At 71.5% G+C, this 22277-nt stretch carries 17 protein-coding genes; 8 read left to right on the top strand and 9 right to left on the bottom strand.

Annotated elements, in window-relative coordinates; genetic code table 11:
• Positions 1-20: 20 nt before the first annotated feature.
• On the bottom strand, positions 21-275 hold the full coding sequence (locus ACGH7X_RS11325; protein ID WP_121746670.1) for a Txe/YoeB family addiction module toxin: 255 nt from the start codon (positions 273-275) through the stop codon (positions 21-23).
• On the bottom strand, positions 272-535 hold the full coding sequence (locus tag ACGH7X_RS11320; RefSeq protein ID WP_399884263.1) for a type II toxin-antitoxin system Phd/YefM family antitoxin: 264 nt from the start codon (positions 533-535) through the stop codon (positions 272-274). Before ACGH7X_RS11320 ends, ACGH7X_RS11325 begins: the two co-directional genes overlap by 4 nt.
• A 164-nt stretch (positions 536-699) precedes the next feature.
• Here ACGH7X_RS11320 and ACGH7X_RS11315 point away from each other — a divergent pair, with 164 nt between their 5' ends.
• On the top strand, positions 700-3699 hold the full coding sequence (locus ACGH7X_RS11315; protein ID WP_399884261.1) for a bifunctional [glutamine synthetase] adenylyltransferase/[glutamine synthetase]-adenylyl-L-tyrosine phosphorylase: 3000 nt from the start codon (positions 700-702) through the stop codon (positions 3697-3699).
• 15 nt (positions 3700-3714) lie between these two features.
• Here the strand turns inward: ACGH7X_RS11315 and ACGH7X_RS11310 are convergent, their stop codons facing one another.
• Positions 3715-4575: a phosphatase PAP2 family protein gene (locus tag ACGH7X_RS11310; protein ID WP_399884259.1), complete on the bottom strand. Its 861-nt coding sequence runs from the start codon at positions 4573-4575 to the stop codon at positions 3715-3717.
• An 85-nt stretch (positions 4576-4660) separates the two neighbouring features.
• On the bottom strand, positions 4661-5695 hold the full coding sequence (locus ACGH7X_RS11305) for a LacI family DNA-binding transcriptional regulator (protein ID WP_399884257.1): 1035 nt from the start codon (positions 5693-5695) through the stop codon (positions 4661-4663).
• Between the two features lie 378 nt (positions 5696-6073).
• On the opposite strand from ACGH7X_RS11305, the gene ACGH7X_RS11300 reads away from it, so the two are divergent.
• The 4 genes from ACGH7X_RS11300 to ACGH7X_RS11285 all read left to right on the top strand — a co-directional run bounded on the left by ACGH7X_RS11300 (position 6074) and on the right by ACGH7X_RS11285 (position 11194).
• The gene (locus ACGH7X_RS11300) at positions 6074-7345 is read left to right on the top strand and encodes an extracellular solute-binding protein (protein ID WP_399884255.1); all 1272 of its coding nucleotides are present in this window, start codon (positions 6074-6076) and stop codon (positions 7343-7345) included.
• 120 nt (positions 7346-7465) lie between these two features.
• Positions 7466-8470 (top strand): carbohydrate ABC transporter permease, encoded by a 1005-nt coding sequence (locus ACGH7X_RS11295; protein WP_399884254.1) that lies wholly within the window; start codon positions 7466-7468, stop codon positions 8468-8470.
• A 13-nt stretch (positions 8471-8483) separates the two neighbouring features.
• Positions 8484-9401: a sugar ABC transporter permease gene (locus tag ACGH7X_RS11290; protein WP_399884251.1), complete on the top strand. Its 918-nt coding sequence runs from the start codon at positions 8484-8486 to the stop codon at positions 9399-9401.
• Positions 9402-9511: 110 nt separating this feature from the next.
• Entirely contained in the window at positions 9512-11194 is a 1683-nt protein-coding gene (locus tag ACGH7X_RS11285; RefSeq protein WP_399884249.1) for a glycoside hydrolase family 13 protein, read from the top strand.
• A gap of 102 nt (positions 11195-11296) precedes the next feature.
• Here the strand turns inward: ACGH7X_RS11285 and ACGH7X_RS11280 are convergent, their stop codons facing one another.
• Positions 11297-11839: an MOSC domain-containing protein gene (locus ACGH7X_RS11280; RefSeq protein WP_399884247.1), complete on the bottom strand. Its 543-nt coding sequence runs from the start codon at positions 11837-11839 to the stop codon at positions 11297-11299.
• 217 nt (positions 11840-12056) lie between these two features.
• Between ACGH7X_RS11280 and pulA the strand changes: the two genes are divergently transcribed.
• Together pulA and ACGH7X_RS11270 are read left to right on the top strand one after the other, a co-directional pair.
• Complete coding sequence (gene pulA, locus ACGH7X_RS11275; protein ID WP_399884245.1) at positions 12057-17474, top strand: pullulanase-type alpha-1,6-glucosidase; 5418 nt, start codon at positions 12057-12059, stop codon at positions 17472-17474.
• 55 nt (positions 17475-17529) lie between these two features.
• Entirely contained in the window at positions 17530-17889 is a 360-nt protein-coding gene (locus ACGH7X_RS11270; RefSeq protein ID WP_399884243.1) for a 5-carboxymethyl-2-hydroxymuconate Delta-isomerase, read from the top strand.
• 3 nt (positions 17890-17892) lie between these two features.
• Here ACGH7X_RS11270 and ACGH7X_RS11265 read toward each other — a convergent pair whose 3' ends face one another.
• The 4 genes from ACGH7X_RS11265 to ACGH7X_RS11250 all read right to left on the bottom strand — a co-directional run bounded on the left by ACGH7X_RS11265 (position 17893) and on the right by ACGH7X_RS11250 (position 21673).
• Positions 17893-18309 carry a hypothetical protein gene (locus tag ACGH7X_RS11265; RefSeq protein WP_399884241.1) on the bottom strand — a complete coding sequence of 139 codons (417 nt, stop codon included), beginning with the start codon at positions 18307-18309 and terminating at the stop codon, positions 17893-17895.
• Entirely contained in the window at positions 18306-18998 is a 693-nt protein-coding gene (locus tag ACGH7X_RS11260) for a TetR/AcrR family transcriptional regulator (RefSeq protein WP_399884239.1), read from the bottom strand. The genes ACGH7X_RS11265 and ACGH7X_RS11260 overlap by 4 nt, the downstream gene beginning before the upstream one ends.
• Before the next feature lie 122 nt (positions 18999-19120).
• Positions 19121-21049 carry a hypothetical protein gene (locus tag ACGH7X_RS11255; RefSeq protein ID WP_399884237.1) on the bottom strand — a complete coding sequence of 643 codons (1929 nt, stop codon included), beginning with the start codon at positions 21047-21049 and terminating at the stop codon, positions 19121-19123.
• 114 nt (positions 21050-21163) lie between these two features.
• The gene (locus ACGH7X_RS11250; protein WP_399884234.1) at positions 21164-21673 is read right to left on the bottom strand and encodes a tetratricopeptide repeat protein; all 510 of its coding nucleotides are present in this window, start codon (positions 21671-21673) and stop codon (positions 21164-21166) included.
• A gap of 135 nt (positions 21674-21808) precedes the next feature.
• Between ACGH7X_RS11250 and ACGH7X_RS11245 the strand changes: the two genes are divergently transcribed.
• Complete coding sequence (locus ACGH7X_RS11245) at positions 21809-22273, top strand: hypothetical protein (RefSeq protein ID WP_399884232.1); 465 nt, start codon at positions 21809-21811, stop codon at positions 22271-22273.
• The last annotated feature ends 4 nt before the right edge of the window (positions 22274-22277 follow it).

Genomic DNA, 22277 nt, shown 5'->3' with positions numbered 1-22277 from the left:
GTCGAGCACGATGTGGGCTGTCAGTAGTGATAGCGGGCCTGCACGATGACCAGTACGCCGTCGGCGGGCTTGTACACAAGACGGTGCGTGTCGTCGATGCGCCGTGACCAGTAGCCCGACAGGTCGCCCTTGAGCGGCTCCGGCTTGCCGATGCCCTTGAACGGGTCACGGGTGATGTCGGTGATCAGTCTGTTGATCCGCTTGGTCACCTTCCGGTCGCTCTCGGCCCAGTGGACGTAGTCCTCCCAGCCGTGGGACGTGAAAGTGATCTTCACGCCCGCTCCGCGTCCGGGTCGATCAGCTCGCGCCGCCGCGCCCCGCCGGCCTCGGCCTCCGCGATGGAGTCGAGCAGACGGCGGGCGTTCTTGGGCGAGCGCAGGAGATGCACCGTCTCCGTCCACGCCGTGAAGTCCTCCTCGGACATGAGCACGGCGTTCCCCTTGCGGGAGGTGATGTGCACCGGGGCGTGGTCCTCGTTGACCTGCTCTATCAGGGGGAACAGGTTCTGACGGGCTTCGCTGGCGGTAATGGACATACCGGAGCCTCCCTTCCTCGGCTTGTACAAGATATCGTACGAGTCCGGAGCGGTCCACCGGAGGCCGGGACCGGTACGCCCCGGCGCCCGAGCGCGGCTCCCCGGCTACGCTCAGGCCGTAGACCTTGATCCCGCATGTCACGCGAGTCCGACAGGAGGCCGAGATGACGGCGCCGGGGCGCAGGAGCAGTACCTTCACGCGGCTGCTGCGGCACGGCTTCACCGCTCCCTCGGCCGCCGAACGGCTGCTGGACGGCCCGGAGCTGGCGGAGCTGCGCGCCGACCCCGTCCTGCTGGAGGCGCTGGGCGCCACCGCCGACCCGGACCTCGCCCTGTTCGGACTGGTGCGGCTCCTGGAGGCGCAGCCCGACCCGACCGCCCGGCAGGAGCTGCTGGACACGCTGATAGCGGCCAAGCCGCTGCGCGACCGCCTCCTCGGGGTGCTCGGCGCCTCCGAGGCGCTCGCCGACCACCTCGCCCGGCACTCCGGCGACTGGCAGGCCCTGGTGACGTACGAGCCGCGGGACCTGCACCGCGGCGTCGAGGAGTTCGAGCGGGGGCTCGCCGAGGCCACCGACCCGGTGTCCCTGCGCGTCGCCTACCGGCGGTGCCTGCTGTCCATCGCCGCCCGCGACGTGTGCGGCACGATCGACGTCGCCGAGACCGCCGCCGAGCTGGCCGACCTCGCCACCGCGACCCTGCGCGCCGCGCTGGCCCTCGCCGAGGCCGCCGCGCCCGAGGACGCGGCGCGGTGCCGGCTGGCGGTGATCGCGATGGGCAAGTGCGGCGGACACGAGCTGAACTACGTCTCCGACGTCGACGTCATCTTCGTGGGCGAGTCCGCGGAGGGCACGGACGGGGACGAGACGAAGGCGCTGCGGGCCGCGACCTCGCTCGCCTCGCACATGATGCGGATCTGCTCCGAGACCACCGTCGAGGGCTCCATCTGGCCCGTCGACGCCAACCTCCGCCCCGAGGGGCGCAACGGCCCGCTGGTGCGCACCCTCAGCAGCCACGTCGCCTACTACCAGCGCTGGGCCAAGACCTGGGAGTTCCAGGCGCTGCTCAAGGCCCGTCCGGTGGCCGGCGACCCCGGCCTCGGCGCCGAGTACGTCGCCGCCCTCCAGCCCCTGGTGTGGCAGGCCGCCGACCGGGAGAACTTCGTCCCGGACGTGCAGAAGATGCGCCGCCGGGTGGTGGAGAACATCCCCGTCACCGAGGTGGACCGGCAGCTCAAGCTGGGCCCCGGCGGCCTCAGGGACGTCGAGTTCGCCGTGCAGCTGCTCCAGCTGGTGCACGGGCGGGCGGACACCTCCCTGCACAGCGCCACGACGCTGGACGCGCTGGAGGCCCTCGCCGCGGGCGGCTACGTCGGCCGGACCGACGCCGCCCAGCTCGACGACGCGTACCGCTTCCTGCGCTCCATGGAGCACCGCATCCAGCTGCACCGGCTGCGCCGCACCCACCTCGTGCCCGAGGAGGAGGCCGACCTGCGCCGCATGGGGCGCTCCCTGGGCATGCGCACCGACCCGGTCACCGGACTGCTGCGCGCATGGAAGCGGCACGCCGCCGTCGTCCGCAGACTGCACGAGAAGATCTTCTACCGGCCGCTGCTCGACGCCGTCGCCCAGCTCGCGCCCGGCGAGGCCCGGCTGAGCCCCGAGGCGGCGCGGGAGCGGATGGTCGCCCTCGGCTATGCCGACCCGGCCGCCGCCCTGCGGCACCTGGAGGCGCTGGCGTCCGGCGTCACCCGCAAGGCGGCCATCCAGCGCACCCTGCTGCCCGTGCTGCTGGGCTGGTTCGCCGACTCCGCCGACCCGGACGCCGGGCTGCTGGGCTTTCGCAAGGTCTCCGACGCGCTCGGCAAGACCCCCTGGTACCTCAGGCTGCTGCGCGACGAGGGCGCGGCGGCCGAGAACCTGGCCCGCGTGCTCTCCGCCGGGCGGCTCGCCCCCGACCTGCTGATGCGGGCCCCCGAGGCCGTCGCCCTGCTCGGGGACGGCGCCGCCGGGGGACTGGCACCCCGCGGACGGGTCCAGCTGGAGCAGGAGATACTCGCCGCGGTCCGTCGCGCCGACGGCGCCGAACAGGCGGTCACCGCGGCGCGCGGCGTACGGCGCCGTGAGCTGTTCCGTACGGCCGCCGCGGACATCGTCGGCTCCTACGGCACCGAGGCGCAGCCCGTCGAGGCCGACCAGGGCGCCCTGGTCGACATGGTCGGCGGCGCGGTGTCCGACCTGACGGCGGCGACGCTGGCGGGGACGCTGCGGGCGGTCGTGCGGGAAAGGTGGGGCGACACCCTGCCGACCCGGTTCGCGATCATCGGCATGGGCCGCTTCGGCGGACACGAGCTGGGCTACGGCTCGGACGCCGACGTGCTGTTCGTGCACGAGCCCCGCGACGGCGTGGGCGAGCGGGAGGCGGGGGACGCCGCCAACAAGGTCGTCTCCGAGATGCGGCGCCTGCTCCAGGTGTCCAGCGCCGACCCGCCGCTGCTGATCGACGCCGACCTGCGCCCCGAGGGCAGGTCCGGGCCGCTGGTGCGCACCCTGAAGTCGTACGAGGCCTACTACCGGCGTTGGTCGCTGGGGTGGGAGTCGCACGCGCTGCTGCGGGCCGAGTTCGTCGCCGGCGACCAGGATCTGGGGCGGCGGTTCATCGAGCTGGTCGATCCGCTGCGGTACCCGGCGGACGGGCTCGGCGAGGACGCCGTACGGGAGATCCGGCGGCTCAAGGCCCGGATGGAGTCCGAGCGGCTGCCGCGCGGCGCGGACCCCAAGCTGCACGCCAAACTGGGTCCCGGCGGCCTCTCCGACGTGGAGTGGACCGTGCAGCTGCTCCAGCTGCGGCACGGGCACAGGGAGGCCGGGCTGCGGACCACCCGGACGCGCGCGGCCCTGACCGCCGCACGCGAGGCCGGCCTCATCTCCGAGGAGCACACCGACACCCTCGACGAGGCGTGGGTCCTGGCGACGCGCGTCCGCAACGCCGTGATGCTGGTCCGCGGCCGGGCCGGCGACACCTTCCCCAGCGACCCGCGCGAGCTGGCGGCCGTGGGCCGCTACCTGGGCCACGGCCCCGGCCACGCGGGCGACATGCTCGACGAATACCGCCGCACGGCCCGCCGGGCCCGTGCGGTGGTGGAGGACCTGTTCTACGCCTAGCGGAACTGCGCACCCTCAAGCCCGCGTGGGCGACCACACCCTCCGCCGCCCGGCGCCGGGCACCACCCGGGGCAAGGCGTAGGGCAGGCTGCCGTACCAGACCAGAGCCACGCCGTAACCGAACGCCAGACACATCACGCCCCCCACCGCGTCCAGCCAGAAGTGGTTGGCGGTCGCCACGATCACCACCAGCGTGAGCACCGGGTACACCAGACCCAGCACCCGCACCCACGGCACCGAGGCCAGCGCGAAGATGGTCAGCCCGCACCACACCGACCACCCGATGTGCATCGACGGCATCGCCGCGTACTGGTTGGACATGTTCTTCAGGTCCCCGGACGCCATCGAGCCCCACGTCTGGTGCACCATGACGGTGTCGACGAAGTGGCCGCCGTTCATCAGCCGGGGCGGGGCGAGCGGATACAGGTAGTAGCCGGCCAGGGCGACGCCCGTGGTCGCGAAGAGGACCAGCCGGGTCGCCGCGTAGCGGCCGGGATGGCTGCGGTAGAGCCACACCAGCACACCGAGCGTCATCACGAAGTGCAGCGTGGCGTAGTAGTAGTTCATGCCGACGACGAGCCAAGTCACCGAGTTCACGGCATGGTTGACCGACTCCTCCACGGCGATGCCGAGTTGCTGCTCGACGCGCCAGATCCAGTCGGCGTTGCGCAGCGCCGCCGTCCGCTGTTCCGGTACCGCGTTGCGGACCAGGGAGTACGTCCAGTAACTGAGCCCGATCAGCAGGATCTCGAACCACAGACGGGGCCGGCGCGGGGTGCGGAGCCGACGCAGACGCCCCCGCCCCGTCCGCTCGGGGACGGGGTGCGGAACGCGGTCCTCCAGGCGTTCCCGAGTCCTCACGATCGCGTCACCCATAGGCATCAAGTCTGCCAGAAAAGCCTTCTTGTACCGATGATCCTCCGGTCTGTTCCGGCCCGCATCCGCCGGCCGCAGGGGGAGGTCAGGAGCGCTTGCGTTCGCCCGGTGCCGACGCCGTCGAGCCGCGTACCACCAGCTCCGGCATGAACACGAACTCGCTGTGCGGCGCGGGGGTCCCGCCGATCTCCTCGAGGAGCGTGCGCACCGCCGCCTGCCCCATCGCCGGGACCGGCTTGCGGACGGTCGTCAGCGGCGGGTCGGTGAACGCGATCAGCGGCGAGTCGTCGAAGCCGACGACCGAGATGTCCTTGGGCACGTCCAGACCCAGCTGCCGGGCGGCGCGTATCGCGCCCAGCGCCATCATGTCGCTGGCGCAGACCACCGCCGTGCAGTCGCGCCCGATGAGCGCGGTGGCCGCCGCCTGGCCGCCCTCCAGGGTGTAGAGCGAGTGCTGGACCAGTTCCTTCTCCACGGTCTCGGCGCTCAGCTCCAGCTGGTCCTGGACGGTGCGGACGAAGCCCTCGATCTTGCGCTGCACCGGCACGAACCGCTTCGGCCCGAGCGCCAGCCCGATGCGGGTGTGTCCGAGCGAGACGAGGTGCGTGACCGCCAGGCTCATCGCGGCCCGGTCGTCGGGGGAGATGAACGGCGCCTGCACCTTCGACGAGAAACCGTCGACCAGGACGAACGGCACGCCCTGCGCGCGCAGCCGCTCGTAGCGCTGCATGTCGGCGGTGGTGTCCGCGTGCAGACCGGAGACGTAGATGATGCCGGCGACCCCGCGGTCGACCAGCATCTCGGTCAGCTCGTCCTCCGTGGAACCGCCCGGGGTCTGGGTGGCGAGGACCGGTGTGTAGCCCTGGCGGGTCAGCGCCTGGCCGATGACCTGGGCCAGCGCCGGGAATATCGGGTTCTCCAGCTCCGGCGTGATCAGGCCCACCAGGCCCTCGCTGCGCTGCCGCAGCCGCACGGGCCGCTCGTAGCCCAGCACGTCGAGCGCGGCGAGTACGGACTGGCGGGTGGTGGCGGCGACGCCCGGCTTCCCGTTGAGGACGCGGCTGACGGTCGCTTCGCTCACCCCCGCCTGGGCGGCGATGTCGGCAAGCCGTGTGGTCACAGGGGTGGACTGTACCTGTCGGCCGCCGCCTTGCACACCGATCGGGCGCCGTGGGCGGCCTGTTGGACGGCCCTGCGCGGGCTGCTGCGTCATCGCGCTCCCTCAAGAAAGTGGCGGCAAGAGCTTGCAGAGTCTTGCACAACCGGCCCGATACCGCTCGAGCCCCGTAAACAAGCGTCTCATGACGGTCGCCGAGAGGTCACGCCCGGATAACTTCGAAGATCTCTTGCACATTTTTGCTGCAAGACCTTTCGCCGGGCTTTCAACGCTGTTACGTTCACGTCGCCCGACGGCAGCAACGACGCGGTCGGCAGCGGCAGGAGCGGCGGACGGGCCCGCACCCTGCACCACACGGGCTTTCACCCTCAAGGAGAACTCATGCGGCGTGGCATAGCGGCCACCGCGCTGGTGGCGTCCCTCGCCCTGGCGGCGACGGCGTGCGGCGGAGACGGCGACAGCGACAGCGAGTCGGGCGGACCGGTCACCATCACGTACTGGGACACCTCGAACGCGACCAACGAGGCGCCGACCTACAAGGCCCTGGTCAAGGAGTTCGAGGCCGCCAACAAGGACGTCAAGGTCAACTACGTCAACGTCCCCTTCGACCAGGCGCAGAACAAGTTCGACACCGCCGCCGGTTCGAAGGGCGCCCCGGACGTGCTGCGCGCCGAGGTCGGCTGGACCCCCGCCTTCGCCAAGAAGGGCTTCTTCCTGCCGCTGGACGGCACCGAGGCCCTCGCCGAGCAGGACAAGTTCCAGCCCAACCTGATCGAGCAGGCCAAGTACGAGGACAAGACCTACGGCGTGCCGCTGGTCACCGACACCCTCGCCTTCGTCTACAACAAGGAACTGTTCAAGAAGGCCGGCGTCGAGGCCCCGGGGACCTGGGACGACCTGAAGAAGGCCGCCGCCACCCTCAAGGACAAGACCGGCGTCGACGGCTTCTGGGGCTCCACCGCGGGCTACTACGCCCAGCCGTTCCTCTACGGCGAGGGCACCGACACGGTCGACGCCGACGCCAAGAAGGTCACCGTCAAGTCGCCCGCCGCCGAGAAGGCCTACGGCACCTGGCTGAGCCTGTTCGACGGCAAGGGCCTGCACAAGGCCGACACCACCGCGGACGCCTACGCCCACATCCAGGACGCCTTCGTGGGCGGCAAGGTGGCCTCGACCATCCAGGGCCCGTGGGAGATCACCAACTTCTACAAGGGCTCGGCGTTCAAGGACAAGAACAACCTCGGCATCGCCACCGTCCCGGCCGGCACCACCGGCAAGGCGGGCGCCCCGACCGGCGGCCACAACCTGTCGGTCTACGCCGGTTCGGACAAGGCGCACCAGGAGGCGTCGCTCAAGTTCGTGAAGTTCATGACCTCGGCGAAGTCCCAGGAGACCGTCGCCCTCAAGAACTCCACGCTGCCGACCCGCGACGACGCCTACACCGCCGAGGTCAAGGCCGACCCGGGCATCGCCGGCTACCAGACGGTGCTGCCCGCCGCCCAGCCGCGCCCCGCCCTGCCCGAGTACAGCTCCCTGTGGGGCCCCCTCGACGACGAGCTGCCCCAGATCGCCGGCGGCAAGAAGTCCCTGGACGAGGGCCTGGGCGACGCCGAGACCGCGATCGCCAAGCTGGTGCCGGACTTCTCCAAGTGAGCCCGCGTGACCGCCGGGTCCCCCGCCCCGGGGGAGGGGACCCGGCGGTCACCGGCCGTGCGCCGCACCCCTCGATCCCGTACCACCTGATCTTCCCGATGCTCCCGAAGGTGTCGAACCATGACAGTCGCCATCGACCGCGCTACCGGCAAGCGCCGCGGTGACCACACCCCGCGGCCCGGCCTCGGCCGGCGTCTGAAGGACGGATACCAGAAGCACTGGTACGCCTACGCGATGATCGCGCCGGTGGCCGTCGTGCTCGGCGTCCTCGTGCTGTATCCGCTGGGGTACGGCCTCTACCTCACCCTCACCGACGCCAACAGCCTCAACACGGGGCGCACGATCGGCGTCAACGAGATCGAGGCCACCTACAAGTTCGTCGGCCTGGACAACTACGCCGACATCCTGTGGGGCCCGACGGCGTACGACCGCTTCTGGTCGCACTTCATCTGGACGATCGTGTGGACGGCGGTCTGCGTCGGCCTGCACTACTTCATCGGGCTCGGCCTCGCCCTGCTGCTCAACCAGAAGCTGCGCGGCCGCACCTTCTACCGGCTGATCCTGGTCCTGCCGTGGGCCGTGCCCACCTTCGTCACCGTCTTCGGCTGGCGCTTCATGCTCGCCGACAGCGGCATCATCAACGCCGGCCTGGACTGGCTGCACCTGCCGACGCCGCTGTGGCTGGAGGACACCTTCTGGCAGCGGTTCGCCGCGATCATGGTCAACACCTGGTGCGGTGTGCCGTTCATGATGGTCTCGCTCCTGGGCGGCCTCCAGTCCATCGACGCGACCCTGTACGAGGCCTCCGAGATGGACGGCGCGAACGCCTGGCAGCGCTTCCGCCACGTCACCCTGCCCGGGCTCAGGTCGGTCAGCTCCACCGTCGTCCTGCTCGGCATCATCTGGACCTTCAACCAGTTCGCCGTGATCTTCCTGCTGTTCGGCAACACCGCCCCGGAGGCCCAGATCCTCGTCACCTGGGCCTACCAGCTGGGCTTCGGACAGCAGCCGCGCGACTTCGCGCAGTCGGCGGCCTACGGCATCCTGCTGCTGGCCATCCTGATCGTCTTCACCTCCTTCTACCGCCGCTGGCTGAACCGCAATGAGCAGCAGCTCGCGAACTGAGGCAGGAGCCCCGATGAGCACCCTCTACCGGTCGTCGTCTTCCTCGGCGGAGGTTCCGTCGGCTGAGCCGACAGCCCCCCGGCGTAACAAGCCACGGTCCCGCGGCGAGCAGAGCCGCGCCGCCTCCCTCGCCTCCCACGGCATCCTGACCGTCGCGAGCCTCGTCGCGCTCTTCCCGATCGCCTGGCTGGTCTTCCTGTCCCTCGGCCCGGACAAGGACGACTACCTGCACCCCGGGCGCATCTGGTCGAAGATGACCTTCGACAACTACGCGTTCGTGCTCCAGGACACGAACTTCTTCGACTGGCTGAAGAGTTCGCTGATCGTCTCGCTTGGCACCACGGTCATCGGCGTCATGGTCGCCGCCACCACCGGCTACGCGGTCTCGCGGATGCGCTTTCCCGGCTACAAGAAGCTCATGTGGGTCCTGCTGGTCACCCAGATGTTCCCCATCGCGGTACTGATCGTGCCGATGTACCAGATCCTGTCCGAGCTCCAGCTCATCGACAACTACTTCGGCCTGATCCTCGTCTACTGCTCGACCGCGGTGCCGTACTGCGCCTGGCTGCTCAAGGGCTACTTCGACACCATCCCGTTCGAGATCGACGAGGCCGGGCGGGTGGACGGGCTCAGCCCCTTCGGCACGTTCTTCCGGCTGATCCTCCCGCTGGCCAAGCCGGGCCTCGCGGTCGCCGGCTTCTACAGCTTCATCACGGCCTTCGGCGAGGTCGCCTTCGCCTCGACGTTCATGCTGAGCGACACGAAGTACACCTTCGCCGTCGGACTCCAGAGCTTCGTCAGCGAGCACGACGCGCAGCGCAACCTGATGGCGGCCACCGCCGTGCTCGTCGCGATACCCGTCTCCGCGTTCTTCTACCTCGTACAGAAGAACCTGGTGACCGGCCTCACCGCCGGCGGCACGAAGGGCTGAGTGCCCGCCCCGGAAAACGTCCGGCCGCGGTGCCATCCGACCCCGCTGCACCGCGGCCGGCCGCCTCGGCCCCCACCATGCCTCCCACTCCGTTACGTACCAAGGACGACATGAGCCAGCAGCACTCCGCCGCACCGGCCCCCACCTCCGCCGTCGCCACCGTCCCGGGGCGCCGTGACTGGTGGCGGGACGCGGTCATCTACCAGGTCTATCCGCGCAGCTTCGCCGACAGCAACGGCGACGGCATGGGCGACCTGGAGGGTGTCCGCACCCGCCTGCCGTACCTGCGCGACCTGGGCGTGGACGCCGTGTGGCTCAGCCCCTTCTACGCCTCGCCGCAGGCCGACGCCGGTTACGACGTCGCCGACTACCGGGCCGTCGACCCCATGTTCGGCACCCTCCTGGACGCCGACGCGCTGATCCGCGACGCCCACGCGCTGGACCTGCGCGTCATCGTCGACCTGGTCCCCAACCACTCCTCCGACCAGTACGAGTGGTTCAGGCGCGCCCTGGCGGAGGGCCCCGGCTCCCCCTCCCGGGACCGCTACCACTTCCGCCCCGGCAAGGGGAAGAACGGCGAACTGCCGCCCAACGACTGGGAGTCCATCTTCGGCGGGCCCGCCTGGACCCGGGTCACCGAGCCCGACGGCACGCCGGGGGAGTGGTACCTGCACCTGTTCGCCCCCGAACAGCCCGACTTCAACTGGGAGCACCCGGCCGTCGGCGACGAGTTCCGCTCCATCCTGCGGTTCTGGCTGGACATGGGCGTGGACGGCTTCCGCATCGACGTCGCCCACGGCATGGTGAAGGCCGCGGGCCTGCCCGACCTGGGATCCCACGAGCAGCTGAAACTGCTGGGCAACGATGTCATGCCGTTCTTCGACCAGGACGGCGTCCACGACATCTACCGGCAGTGGCGGCTCATCCTCGACGAGTACAGCGGCGAGCGCATCTTCGTCGCCGAGGCGTGGACCCCGACCGTCGAGCGCACCGCGAACTACGTCCGCCCCGACGAACTGCACCAGGCTTTCAACTTCCAGTACCTGGGCACCCACTGGGACGCGGACGAGCTGCGCACCGTCATCGACCGCACCCTGGACGCCATGCGCCCCGTCGGCGCCCCGGCCACCTGGGTCCTGTCCAACCACGACGTCACCCGCCACGCCACCCGCTTCGCCAACCCGCCGGGCCTCGGCACCCAGATCCGCCTGGCCGGCGACCGCGAACTCGGGCTCAGAAGGGCCCGCGCCGCCACCCTCCTCATGCTGGCCCTGCCCGGCTCGGCCTACGTCTACCAGGGCGAGGAGCTGGGCCTGCCGGACGTCGTCGACCTCCCCGACGAGGTGCGCCAGGACCCGGCCTACTTCCGGGGCGCGGGCCAGGACGGCTTCCGCGACGGCTGCCGCGTCCCGATCCCCTGGACCCGCGAGGGTTCCTCGTACGGCTTCGGCGACGGCGGCAGCTGGCTGCCGCAGCCGGCGGGCTGGGGCGAGCTGAGCGTCGAGGCGCAGACCGGCGAGCCCGGCTCGACCCTGGAGCTGTACCGCGAGGCCCTGGCACTCCGACGCTCCACCGCCGACTTGGGCGCGGGCGACGCCGTCGAGTGGCTGCGCGCCCCCGAGGGCGTCGTCGCCTTCCGGCGCGGGGGGTTCGTGTGCGTCGCCAACACCACCGGCGAGTCGGTGTCGATGCCCGCCTACGGCCGGGTGCTGCTGGCCAGCGGCGAGATCACCGAGGCATCCGGCGAGGCGAAGGTACCGACGGACACGACGGTGTGGTGGATCCGGGCCTGACGGCTCGGCACCTCGCAGGGCCCGCCACCTCCTCACCGGAGGCGGCGGGCCCTCGCCCTGCACGGCCCGCCGCAGGCTCGGGGGCCGAAGCCCGGGGCAGGGTCAGACCCGGTCCAGGGCCCGGTGCGGCCCGCTGGGAAGTTCCGCCTCGACCGGGTCCCCGGGACGCACCGTGCCGCCTTCCTTCACGACGCTCATGATCCCGGCCTTGCGCACGACGTTCCCGGCCTCGTCACGGCCGACGACCTGTTTCAGGAGCCCGCCCTGGAAATGGTCGATCTGCAGGCAGGGATTGCGCAGGCCGGTCACTTCGAGGACCGCCTCGTCGCCGATGCGCAGCAGGGTGCCGACGGGCAGGGCGAGCAGGTCGATGCCGCGGGTGGTGATGTTCTCACCGAGCTCACCGGGTGCCACCGGGAACCCCGCGTCGCCGACTTCCGCGAAGAGCTCCGCGTGGATGAGGTGGACCTGACGGAGGTTCGGCTGGGTGGGGTCCTGTGCGACGCGCGAGCGGTGCTTGACCGTCACACCGGCGTGTACGTCGCCCTCCACGCCCAGCCCGGCGAGCAGCGTGATGCTGTCCCGGTTCGGTTTGGTGAACGAGTACTCGCCGTTGCTGCTGACGGCCGTCACTCTTGCACTCATACCTCGCAACCCCCTCCTCAGCAGGACTGATCAGCCACGACCCTACCGCCGGGACCAGACACGGCTGCCGAACGGTCGCGCCAAGCAAGGGGGGTGGGCAAGGCTCGTGAAACTTCTTTCTGCTCCTTGCAAGACCCTTGCCGCAAGTCTTGCGACAGCGCTACGGTCTCGCCGGGGTCGGACCCGACAGAGCCGTAATCGCAAGGAGTTCACACCGGTGATACCGAGATGGCCGGCGCCTGTGAAGCGCCGAACCGCCGCTGTCCCACGGGTCGCGGCCGTCACCGTCGCCGCCCTCGCGGCGACACTCCTGACAGCCCCCGTCGCGCGGGCCGGCACCCCGCCCGCGCCTCCGTCCGACGCGAAGCTGGCGAAGAGCGCCGCACGCCACGACCTCACCCGTGAGCAGTTCTACTTCGTCCTGCCGGACCGTTTCGCCAACGGCGATGCCCGCAACGACAAGGGCGGTCTGACCGGCTCTCGGCTCAGCACCGGCTACGACCCCACCGACAAGGGCTTCTACCAGGGCGGCGACCTCAAGGGCCTCACCGACCGGCTCGACTACATCAAGGGCCTGGGCACCACGTCCATCTGGATGGCGCCCATCTTCAAGAACCAGCCCGTCCAGGGCACCGGCAAGGACGCGTCCGCCGGCTACCACGGCTACTGGATCACCGACTTCACGCAGGTCGACCCGCACTTCGGCACCAACAAGGACCTCAAGAACCTCATCTCCAAGGCGCACGCCAAGGGCATGAAGGTCTTCTTCGACGTCATCACCAACCACACCGCCGACGTCGTCGACTACGAGGAGAAGTCCTACGACTACCTCTCCAAGGGCGCCTTCCCGTACCTGACCAAGGACGGTGAGCCCTTCGACGACGCCGACTACGCCGACGGCGACCGCGGGTTCCCCCGGGTGGACAACGGCTCCTTCCCGCGCACCCCGACGGTCCCGGCCGCGAAGAAGAACCTCAAGGTGCCGTCCTGGCTCAACGACCCGGCGATGTACCACAACCGGGGCGACTCCACCTGGGCCGGCGAGTCGGCGACCTACGGCGACTTCAACGGCCTCGACGACCTGTGGACCGAACGGCCCGAGGTCGTCCGCGGCATGGAGAAGATCTACCAGCGGTGGGTGAAGGACTTCGCCATCGACGGCTTCCGGATCGACACCGTGAAGCACGTCGACATGGAGTTCTGGACCCGGTGGGCGACCGCACTGGACGCCTACGCCGCGAAGAAGGGCCGCGACGACTTCTTCATGTTCGGTGAGGTCTACTCCGCCGACACCTCCGTCACCGCGCCCTACGTCACCCAGGGCCGCCTGGACTCCACCCTGGACTTCCCCTTCCAGGACGCGGCCCGCGCGTACGCCTCCCAGGGCGGCAGCGCGCAGAAGCTCGCCTCCGTCTTCGGCGACGACTACAAGTACACGACGGACAAGGCCAACGCCTACGAACAGGTCACCTTCCTCGGCAACCACGACATGGGCCGCATCGGCACCTTCCTGAAGCAGGACGACCCGAAGGCCACCGACGCCGAGCTGCTGAAGAAGGACCGGCTCGCCAACGAGCTGATGTTCCTCAGCCGCGGCAACCCGGTGATCTACTACGGCGACGAGCAGGGCTTCACCGGTGCCGGCGGCGACAAGGACGCCCGCCAGCCGATGTTCGCCTCCCGCACCGCCGACTACCTGGACGACGACCAGCTCGGCACCGACCGCACCCATGCCGAGGCGGCCTACGACACGCGAGCGCCGCTCTACCGGCAGATCAGCGCCCTCGCGGGGCTCCGCAAGGCCCACCCCGCCCTCGCCGACGGCGTCCAGACCGAGCGCTACGCGGCCGACGGCGCCGGCGTCTACGCCGTCTCCCGCACCGACGCCGGGAGCGGCACCGAGTACGTCGTCGCCTTCAACAATGCCGAGGCCGCGAAGACGGCCATCTTCGCCACCGGCTCGGCGAACATGACCTTCCGCGGCCTCTACGGCACCGACGACGACGTGAAGTCGGGCGCCGACAAGAAGGTCACCGTCACGGTCCCTGCCCAGTCGGCCGTCGTCCTCAAGGCCGCGGGCCGGCTCGCCCAGCCCGCCGCCAAGCCCACGATCGCCCTGACGGCCCCCGCGCCCGGCGCCACCGGCACCGTCGAGCTGACCGCCGACGTCGCCGGCGGACAGCTCAACCGCGTCGTCTTCGCCGCCCAGACCGGCAACGGCAAGTGGCGCACCCTCGGCACCGCCGACCACGCCCCGTACAAGGTCACCCACACCATCGGCGAGGACACCCCCGCCGGCACCGCCCTGCGCTACAAGGCGGTCGTCGTGGACTCGGCGGGCCGCACCGCGAGCACCACGGCCGCGTCGACGACCGGCACCCCGCCCGTCGAGGAAGTCCCCACCGCCGCCTCCCGGGACTACGCGATCGTCCACTACAACCGCGAGGACGGGAACTACCAGGACTGGGGCCTGTACGCCTGGGGCGACCTCGCCGACGGCGAGGCGACCACCTGGCCCGAGACCCACCCCTTCGTGGGCCGCGACGCCTACGGCGCCTTCGCCTACGTCAAGCTCAAGCCCGGCGCCTCCGACGTGGGCTTCCTCGTCATCGACAAGGACGGCAACAAGGACGTCGCCGCCGACCGCACCATCGACGTCACACAGACCGGCGAGGTGTGGATCGAGCAGGGCAAGGAGCAGGTCGCCACGGAGCGGCCCGAGTACCCCGCCCAGGACACCACCAAGGCCGTGCTCCACTACCAGCGCGCCGACGGCAACTACGACGGCTGGGGCCTGCACGTCTGGGGCGACGCCGCGAACCCCACCGACTGGGCGAAGCCGCTGATGCCGGTGAAGACCGACCCGTACGGCGCGGTCTTCGAGGTGCCCCTCACCGAGGGCGCGAGCAGCCTCAGCTACATCCTCCACAAGGGCGACGAGAAGGACCTGCCCACCGACCAGGCCCTGGACCTCAAGGCGAACGGCCACGAGGTGTGGCTGGTGAGCGGGCAGGAGCAGTACCTGCTGCCGCAGCCCGCGGGCTCGGCGGCGGCCGTCGACCTCGCCACCTCCAAGGCCGTCTGGATCGACCGGAACACCGTCGCCTGGAACGGCTCACAGGGCGCCGCCTCCACCCAGCTCCTCGCCTCCCGCACCGGCTCGGTCGAGACGGCGGACGGCACGCTGACCGCCGACGACGAGACCACGTGGCTCCGGCTGGGGAAGACCACCCTCACCGACGCCCAGAAGGCGAAGTTCCCGCACCTGAAGGACTACACCGCCTGGTCGGTCGACCCGCGCGACCGCGACCGGGTCCGCGAGGCCCTGCGCGGCCAGGTCGTCGCCTCCCAGCGCACCGCCACCGGGGCCGTACTCGCGGCGACGGGGGTGCAGATCGCCGGCGCCCTCGACGACCTGTACGCGGACCGGGCGACGCAGGCGGATCTCGGTCCGGTCTTCCGCCACGGCCGCCCCACCCTCTCCGTGTGGGCGCCGACCGCGCAGTCCGTGCGGCTGGAGATCGGCGGCGACACCGTCCGGATGCGCCGCGACGACGCCACCGGCGTCTGGTCCGTCACCGGGCCGAAGTCCTGGAAGGGCGAGCCCTACCGGTACGCCGTGAAGGTGTGGGCGCCCACCGCGGGTCAGGTGGTCACCAACAAGGTCACCGACCCGTACTCGCTCGCCCTGACCACCGACTCCGAGCGCAGCCTCGTCGTCGACCTGGACGACCGGTCCCTCGCCCCGCGCGGCTGGGACAGCTATGACAAGCCCGAGGCGGTGCCGCTGCGGGACGCCCAGATCCAGGAACTGCACATCCGCGACTTCTCCGTCGCGGACCGTACGGCGGACGCCGACCACCGGGGCACCTACCTCGCCTTCACCGACAAGATGAGCGACGGCTCCCAGCACCTGCGCGAGCTGGCGAAGGCCGGCACGTCCTACGTGCACCTGCTGCCCGCCTTCGACATCGCGACGATCCCCGAGAAGAAGTCCGAGCAGACGACACCCGACTGCGACCTCGCCTCCTACCCGGCCGACTCCGACAAGCAGCAGGAGTGCGTGACGAAGGCCGCCGCCAAGGACGCCTTCAACTGGGGCTACGACCCGTACCACTACACGGTCCCCGAGGGCTCCTACGCGTCCGACCCGGACGGCACCGAGCGCACCGTCGAGTTCCGCGAGATGGTCAAGGCCCTCAACGACGACGGGCTGCGCGTCGTCATGGACGTCGTCTACAACCACACGGCCGCGAGCGGCCAGGCCGGGACGAGCGTCCTCGACCGGATCGTGCCCGGCTACTACCAGCGGCTCCTCGCCGACGGCTCGGTCGCGAACAGCACCTGCTGCGCGAACACCGCCACCGAGAACGCCATGATGGGCAAGCTGGTCGTCGACTCGATCGTCACCTGGGCCAAGGAGTACAAGGTCGACGGCTTCCGCTTCGACCTCATGGGCCACCACCCGAAGGCCAACATCCTCGCCGTCCGCAAGGCCCTCGACGCGCTGACCCTCAAGAAGGACGGCGTCGACGGCAAGAAGATCATCCTGTACGGCGAGGGCTGGAACTTCGGCGAGGTCGCCGACGACGCCCGCTTCGTCCAGGCCACCCAGAAGAACATGGCCGGAACCGGCGTCGCGACCTTCTCCGACCGGGCCCGCGACGCCGTACGCGGCGGCGGCCCCTTCGACGAGGACCCCGGCGTCCAGGGCTTCGCCTCCGGCCTCTACACCGACCCCAACGGCTCGGAGAACAACGGCACCGAGGCCGAGCAGAAGGCCCGCCTGCTGCACTACCAGGACCTGATCAAGGTCGGGCTGACCGGCAGCCTCGCCGACTACGCCTTCACCGACACCGACGGCAAGGAGGTCAAGGGCGCCGAGGTCGACTACAACGGCGCCCCCGCCGGATACGCGGCGGCACCCGGCGACGCCCTCGCCTACGCCGACGCGCACGACAACGAGTCCCTGTTCGACACGCTCGCCTTCAAGCTGCCCAAGGACACCTCCGCCGCCGACCGGGCCCGCATGCAGGTCCTCGCCATGGCGACCGCCGCCCTCTCGCAGGGCCCGGCGCTCTCCCAGGCCGGCAGCGACCTGCTGCGCTCCAAGTCGCTGGACCGCAACTCCTACGACAGCGGCGACTGGTTCAACGCCCTCCACTGGAACTGCGCCGACGGCAACGGCTTCGGCCGGGGGCTGCCCCCGGCCGCCGACAACCAGGACAAGTGGCCCTACGCCAAGCCGCTGCTGGACACCGTGAAGGTCGGCTGCCCGCAGATCACCGGCGCCTCGGCGGCGTACCGGGACCTGCTGAAGATCCGCACGGGCGAGGACGACTTCTCCCTCGCCACGGCGGGCCAGGTGCAGTCCCGGCTCTCCTTCCCGCTCTCCGGCAGGGACGAGACACCTGGCGTGATCACCATGGAGCTCGGTGACCTCGTGGTCGTCTTCAACGCCACGCCCCAGCGGCAGGAGCAGCGGATCGAGGCCGCGGCAGGCACCGGCTACCGACTGCACCCGGTGCAGGCGGCGGGCGCCGACTCGGTGGTGAAGGAGTCCGCGTACGCGGCGGACACCGGCACGTTCACCGTGCCGGACCGCACGGTCGCCGTGTTCCAGCGGGCCGGCTGACGGGCGCGGGCCTGCGGTTAGGGTGAGCCCTGCTGTTCAAGCAACGGGAGGGCTCATGCCGCAGATCACCGTGGAGTACTCCGCCGAGCTGGCGGACGACTTCGACCGGCCCGCCTTCGCGCGGGCCCTGCACGAGGCCGTCGTCGAGATCGCGGCGGCCAGGCCGCCGGCGTGCAAGACGCAGTTCCGCCGGTCCGAGGACACCGTGGTCGGCCCGGACACCGAGGGGCACGCCGTCGTGCACGTCACCCTCGGGCTGCTCGCCGGCCGCACGGAGGAGACCAAGGCACGCCTCACCGAGGCCGTACTGGAACTGCTCCGGCAGTACGCCAAGCCGGGCGACGACCTCGCCCTGCACGCCTCGGCCGAGGTCCGCGACCTTGACCCGTCGTACCGGAAGTTCGAGAGCGAGTAGGTCTCAGGAGAGGTCGCGGCGGCCCAGCCAGGCCGGCCGCACCGGCACCCCGTCCGCGTCCAGCTCGGGCTCCCGCTCCACCGGGGGAGAAGGAGCGGGCGGGGGCGCCGCGACCACGGGCTCGGGGGCCTTCGGCGCGGCGGAGTCCTCAAGCAGTTCCGCCACCGTGAACCGGGTGACGAACGACTGCCAGGCGCCGTCCACGACGAGCAGGAACCCGTCGCCGACCCGCAGGAGCCGACGGCGCCTGGGACTGAGGGGATGGGTGGGGGAGTAACTCCGCGCCCGCCGTTCCAGCTCCTCGAGCGCCTCCTGGCGGGACCCGGCGACGTGCCCCACCACCTGGGCCTCCGTGTGCTTGCGCTCCCCGGTGCCCACGGTCGTCTCCACGACCAGGCCCCACGTCGGCGCGGCGCTCACCGGGCCGTCAGCGTGAGGAGCCTGCCGACCAGGTCCGCGAAGGGGCCGTCGGCGGGCTCGTCGGCGATGACGCGGCGCAGCAGGGCGCCCATCTCCTCGTCGTAGGCGGCGCTCACCGCCGCCAGCGCGGCGAAGTCGTGCACCAGCTGGGCCTCCAGCTCGGCGCGCGGGATACGGCGCCCGTCCAGCCAGATCAGCGCCGTCGACTCGGCGAGCGAGATCCAGGAGCGCACGACCAGTTCCAGCCGGGCGGGCGGATCCGTGACGTCCAGGTGCGAAAGGATCTGGACATACGCTGCCTGCCGCACGGAGTCCACGAGCGCGTTGGTCGTGGAGGAGCCGACGGCCGGGCCGCCGCGCATCAGGGCCGAGAAACCCGGGCCGTGCTCGTCGACGAAGTCGAAGTAGCGGCCCATGACCCGCAGCAGCCGCGCGCCCAGCGGGCCCGTGCGCGGCTCCACGAACCGGGCCGCCAGATCGTCCGAGGCACGCCTCAACGCGGCCTCGTACAGGCTGAGTTTGCCGGGGAAGTAGTGGTAGACCAGCGGGCGCGAGATGCCCGCCGCCGAGGCTATCTCGTCAATGGAGACCTCGTCGGGCGAGCGGCGGCTGAACAGATCGAGCGCGACGCCGATCAACTGCTGCCGCCGCTCCTCGACGCCCATTCTGCGGCGTACCCCGGTAGTCATACGAACACCTTACCGATCGAATCCGGCCCTCGAACGAACCGGACCTGGCATCGGTGTTCACTGTGCGGGACTTGATGACGCAAGCGTCGGCGACCGGCGACCGGCGACCGGCGACTGGCGCCCTAGCGCAGGCCGCCGATCGTCCGCCCGCTCTCCAGCGTGCCCTTCAGCTCGGCCTGCGCGCCCTGCTCGGCCTTCGCCGTCAGCAGGTTCCCGTCGGCGGCGCCGCTGATGCCGCCCGTCGCCTCGACCGACTCGGTGCCGCGGCTCCCGGCGGCCAGCAGATACCAGTGCCCGCCCTCCGACTTCCACAGCACCCCGGCCAGCACGTGCGGGTCGCGCTCGCCGCACGCCGGCACGTCCTGCGCCTTCGCCGCCACCGCGCCCTGCGCCCCGCCCGGCGTCCGGAACTGCGCCAGCACCCGGGCCCCCTCGCCGCGCCAGGTCTCGGCCCGGGTGCACACCCACGCGCCCGACCCCGTCGCGTCGGGCAGCGGCTGGGACGCGAACTCCCAGGCGTTCACCGACCGCACTCCCTGCCCGAGCACCGCGCCCAGCGAGCAGGCGTACGGCGCCCAGGTCCCCAGCGCCTTCGTGCCCGAGGCGTCCTTCACCGCGCCGGGGCGCCCGGTGGTGAGGCGGGCCGGCACCAGCTCGCCGAGGTCGGTCACCACACGGGTGTCCGAACCGTCGGTCAGCTCCAGCACGTTCCACGACGTACACCCGCCGGACTGCCGCTGCGCCGGGCCGGCCAGCGGCGCCGTCACACCGTCGGTGAGCGTCAGCTCCCGGGCGCCGGAGTCCGGCTCGACGAGATCGCGCCCGGCCGCCTTCGTCACCCAGGGCGCCGTCAGATAGCGGACGTTCCCGTCGGCCCGGCCCAGGACCACCGCACTCGCCCCGGCCCGCCCGGCACCGTCGGTCCGCGCGAAGTCCAGGGCGGCACCGGCCGAACCGTCCTTCGGCTCGGCGTACCGCACGACGCGCAGACCGTCGTGCAGGATCACCACCCGCGCGTTGTCGACGTCCCCGGCGTACAGCAGCTGCGGCGGGCCGGCCGGTCCGCCGGTCGCGGTGCCCGGCGTCGCTGACACCCCCACGCTCTCGCCGGGCCGGGCCCAGACGGCCAGGGCGCGGCGCAGCAGCTCCTCGTCGCCGGTGAGGTCACCGCGCGCCGGCCACACCGAGAAGTCCGTGCGCGCCGACGTCTCCCACGCGGTGGGCGGGACCTTCGTGAGCCTGCCGGGGTCGAGGGCCGCCTCGGCCGCCGGGTTCTGCGCGTACGGCGGGGCGGCGGCGCCGTCGGGGCCCCAGCCGTCGCCGGGCAGGCCGAGCAGCGCCCCGCACACCACCAGCGCCGCCCCGGCGACCAGCGCCGCCCGCGCGTGCTGCCGCCGGCGCAGCAGATCGGTCGGCCGGGCCTGGAGGGAGCAGGGGTCGAACTCGGGGGAGCCGAGCAGCGCGAACTGGCCCGGCACCCCGTCGGCCTCCCGCAGCGCGGCGTCCACCTCGGCGACCCCGGCGGCGCCGAGCAACTCCCGTACGCCGTCGTCGGGGAGCCGCTCCAGACCGCGCAGCACGTAGGCCGCCCGGCCCGGCCCGGAGAGCGCGGACAGCCGCTGGTCCAGGGCGAGTTCGTCGGCGCCACCGGAGCGTGGGAAGAGCTTGAGGCCCCGCACGTGCGGCAGCAGCGGCGGCAGCTGGGACCGCCTGGGCCACGCCCGCCGCAGCGGGAGCCCCGCCTCCAGCGCCGTACGCACCACCCGCAGCCGGACCAGCGCGTAACCGGGATCGACCTCGCGGCCGGTGGACTGGGCCGGGATCACCGCGGTCGTCGTCCGGTTGCGGGGCAGCGCGCGCTGGGTGAGGGCGTGCGCGGTCAGGACGCGCCGGCCCCGGCCGAGATTCGGCGGCAGCACCAGATAGGCCAGCCGGGCCAGGCGCGGATAGTGCTCGACGAGCGCGGCCTCGGCCTGCTCGACGTCGACGACAGGGTCGGCCGAGGAGGCGGAGGACGGTGCGGGGCGCGGGGCGACATCCTGTGGCTGCACGTTCAGCAGAACGAGCGAACGCGGTGATGGTCACCGTGCGCCCGTCGCCCGTCGCCCGTCGCCCGTCGCCCGACGCGAACCGCGCCGCCGGACCCGGCCACCCGGCTGCCCCGGTTACTCCGGCTGCTCCACCAGCAGCCGCGCGTAGTTGGCCATCGACCTCTGGTAGCGCGGCAGATGGGCCGCGAGCGCGCCGAGCACCAGGGACAGGCCCTCACGGTCGCGGCCCATGCTCGACAGGCACAGCGCGAGCGCGGCGCGCACGGCGTCGTCCAACTCGTCGGACGGAGCCAGCAGTTCGGGCGACAGGAGCTTCACGCCCTCCTCCGGGTGCCCGGTGTTCCGCAGGGAGCTGGAGAGCTGGATCTTCGCCCGGCGGCCCTTGTACGCGCTGGCCTCGCCGAGACCGCGCTCCAGCGCCTCGCGGTACAGGGGCACGGCCCGGTCGGAGTGGCCCGTGGAGTCCCAGGCGCAGGCCCGCTCGAACAGACCGAGGGGACTGTCCGCGGGCAACTCGTCGGCGAGGGCGCCGACCACCGCGCGGAAGCCGGCGGCATCCTCCTCGGCGTAGTCGTCGAATGCCGCCCAGGCGGCTGTCACGCGGTCTTCCCAGTCCTGGTCCACGGCGCCACTCTCGCACGGTGGCCGCAGAAGGGCACCCGGGTTCCTGAGTACTTCGCGCCCCGCGCCCGTATCGATGACGAGAGCCCCTCGCCGGGGCTCCGTGCGGCATGTCGCCACAGCGGACCGGAGGAACACATGAGGCTGACCCGACCGATGCTCGCGCTGAGCGCCGCCGCGGCGGCACTGGTGCTGGCGGGCTGCGGATCCGACGGGGACGGCGGGGACGGCGGGGCCGCCGTGCCCGAGACGGCGACCGGCAGCCTGGAACACCTGGCCGCCGAGGCGAAGTGCGCCCCGAACATGCAGACCGACGCCGACACCATCCGACAGGCCATCTGCGAGAAGGGCGAGGAGAAGTACATCCTCGCCACCTTCTCCACCGACCGCGGCCAGCGCGAGTGGATCAACACCGCCAAGGACTACGGCGGGTACTACCTCGTCGGCCGCAAATGGGTCGCCGTGGGCCACGAGGACGTCGTGGCGGACCTGCGCGGCCGGCTCGGCGGAACCCTGGAACAGGGCGCGCAGCACGGTGGCGGCGAGCACTCGGGCGGCGAGCACTCGTCCGGCCACGGTGAACACGCCGGCCACGACGGCTGAGCCC

The sequence above is a fragment of the Streptomyces sp. BBFR51 genome (assembly GCF_044591655.1).
GTDB lineage: Bacteria > Actinomycetota > Actinomycetes > Streptomycetales > Streptomycetaceae > Streptomyces.
This window is presented reverse-complemented; position numbering and strand designations above follow the sequence as displayed.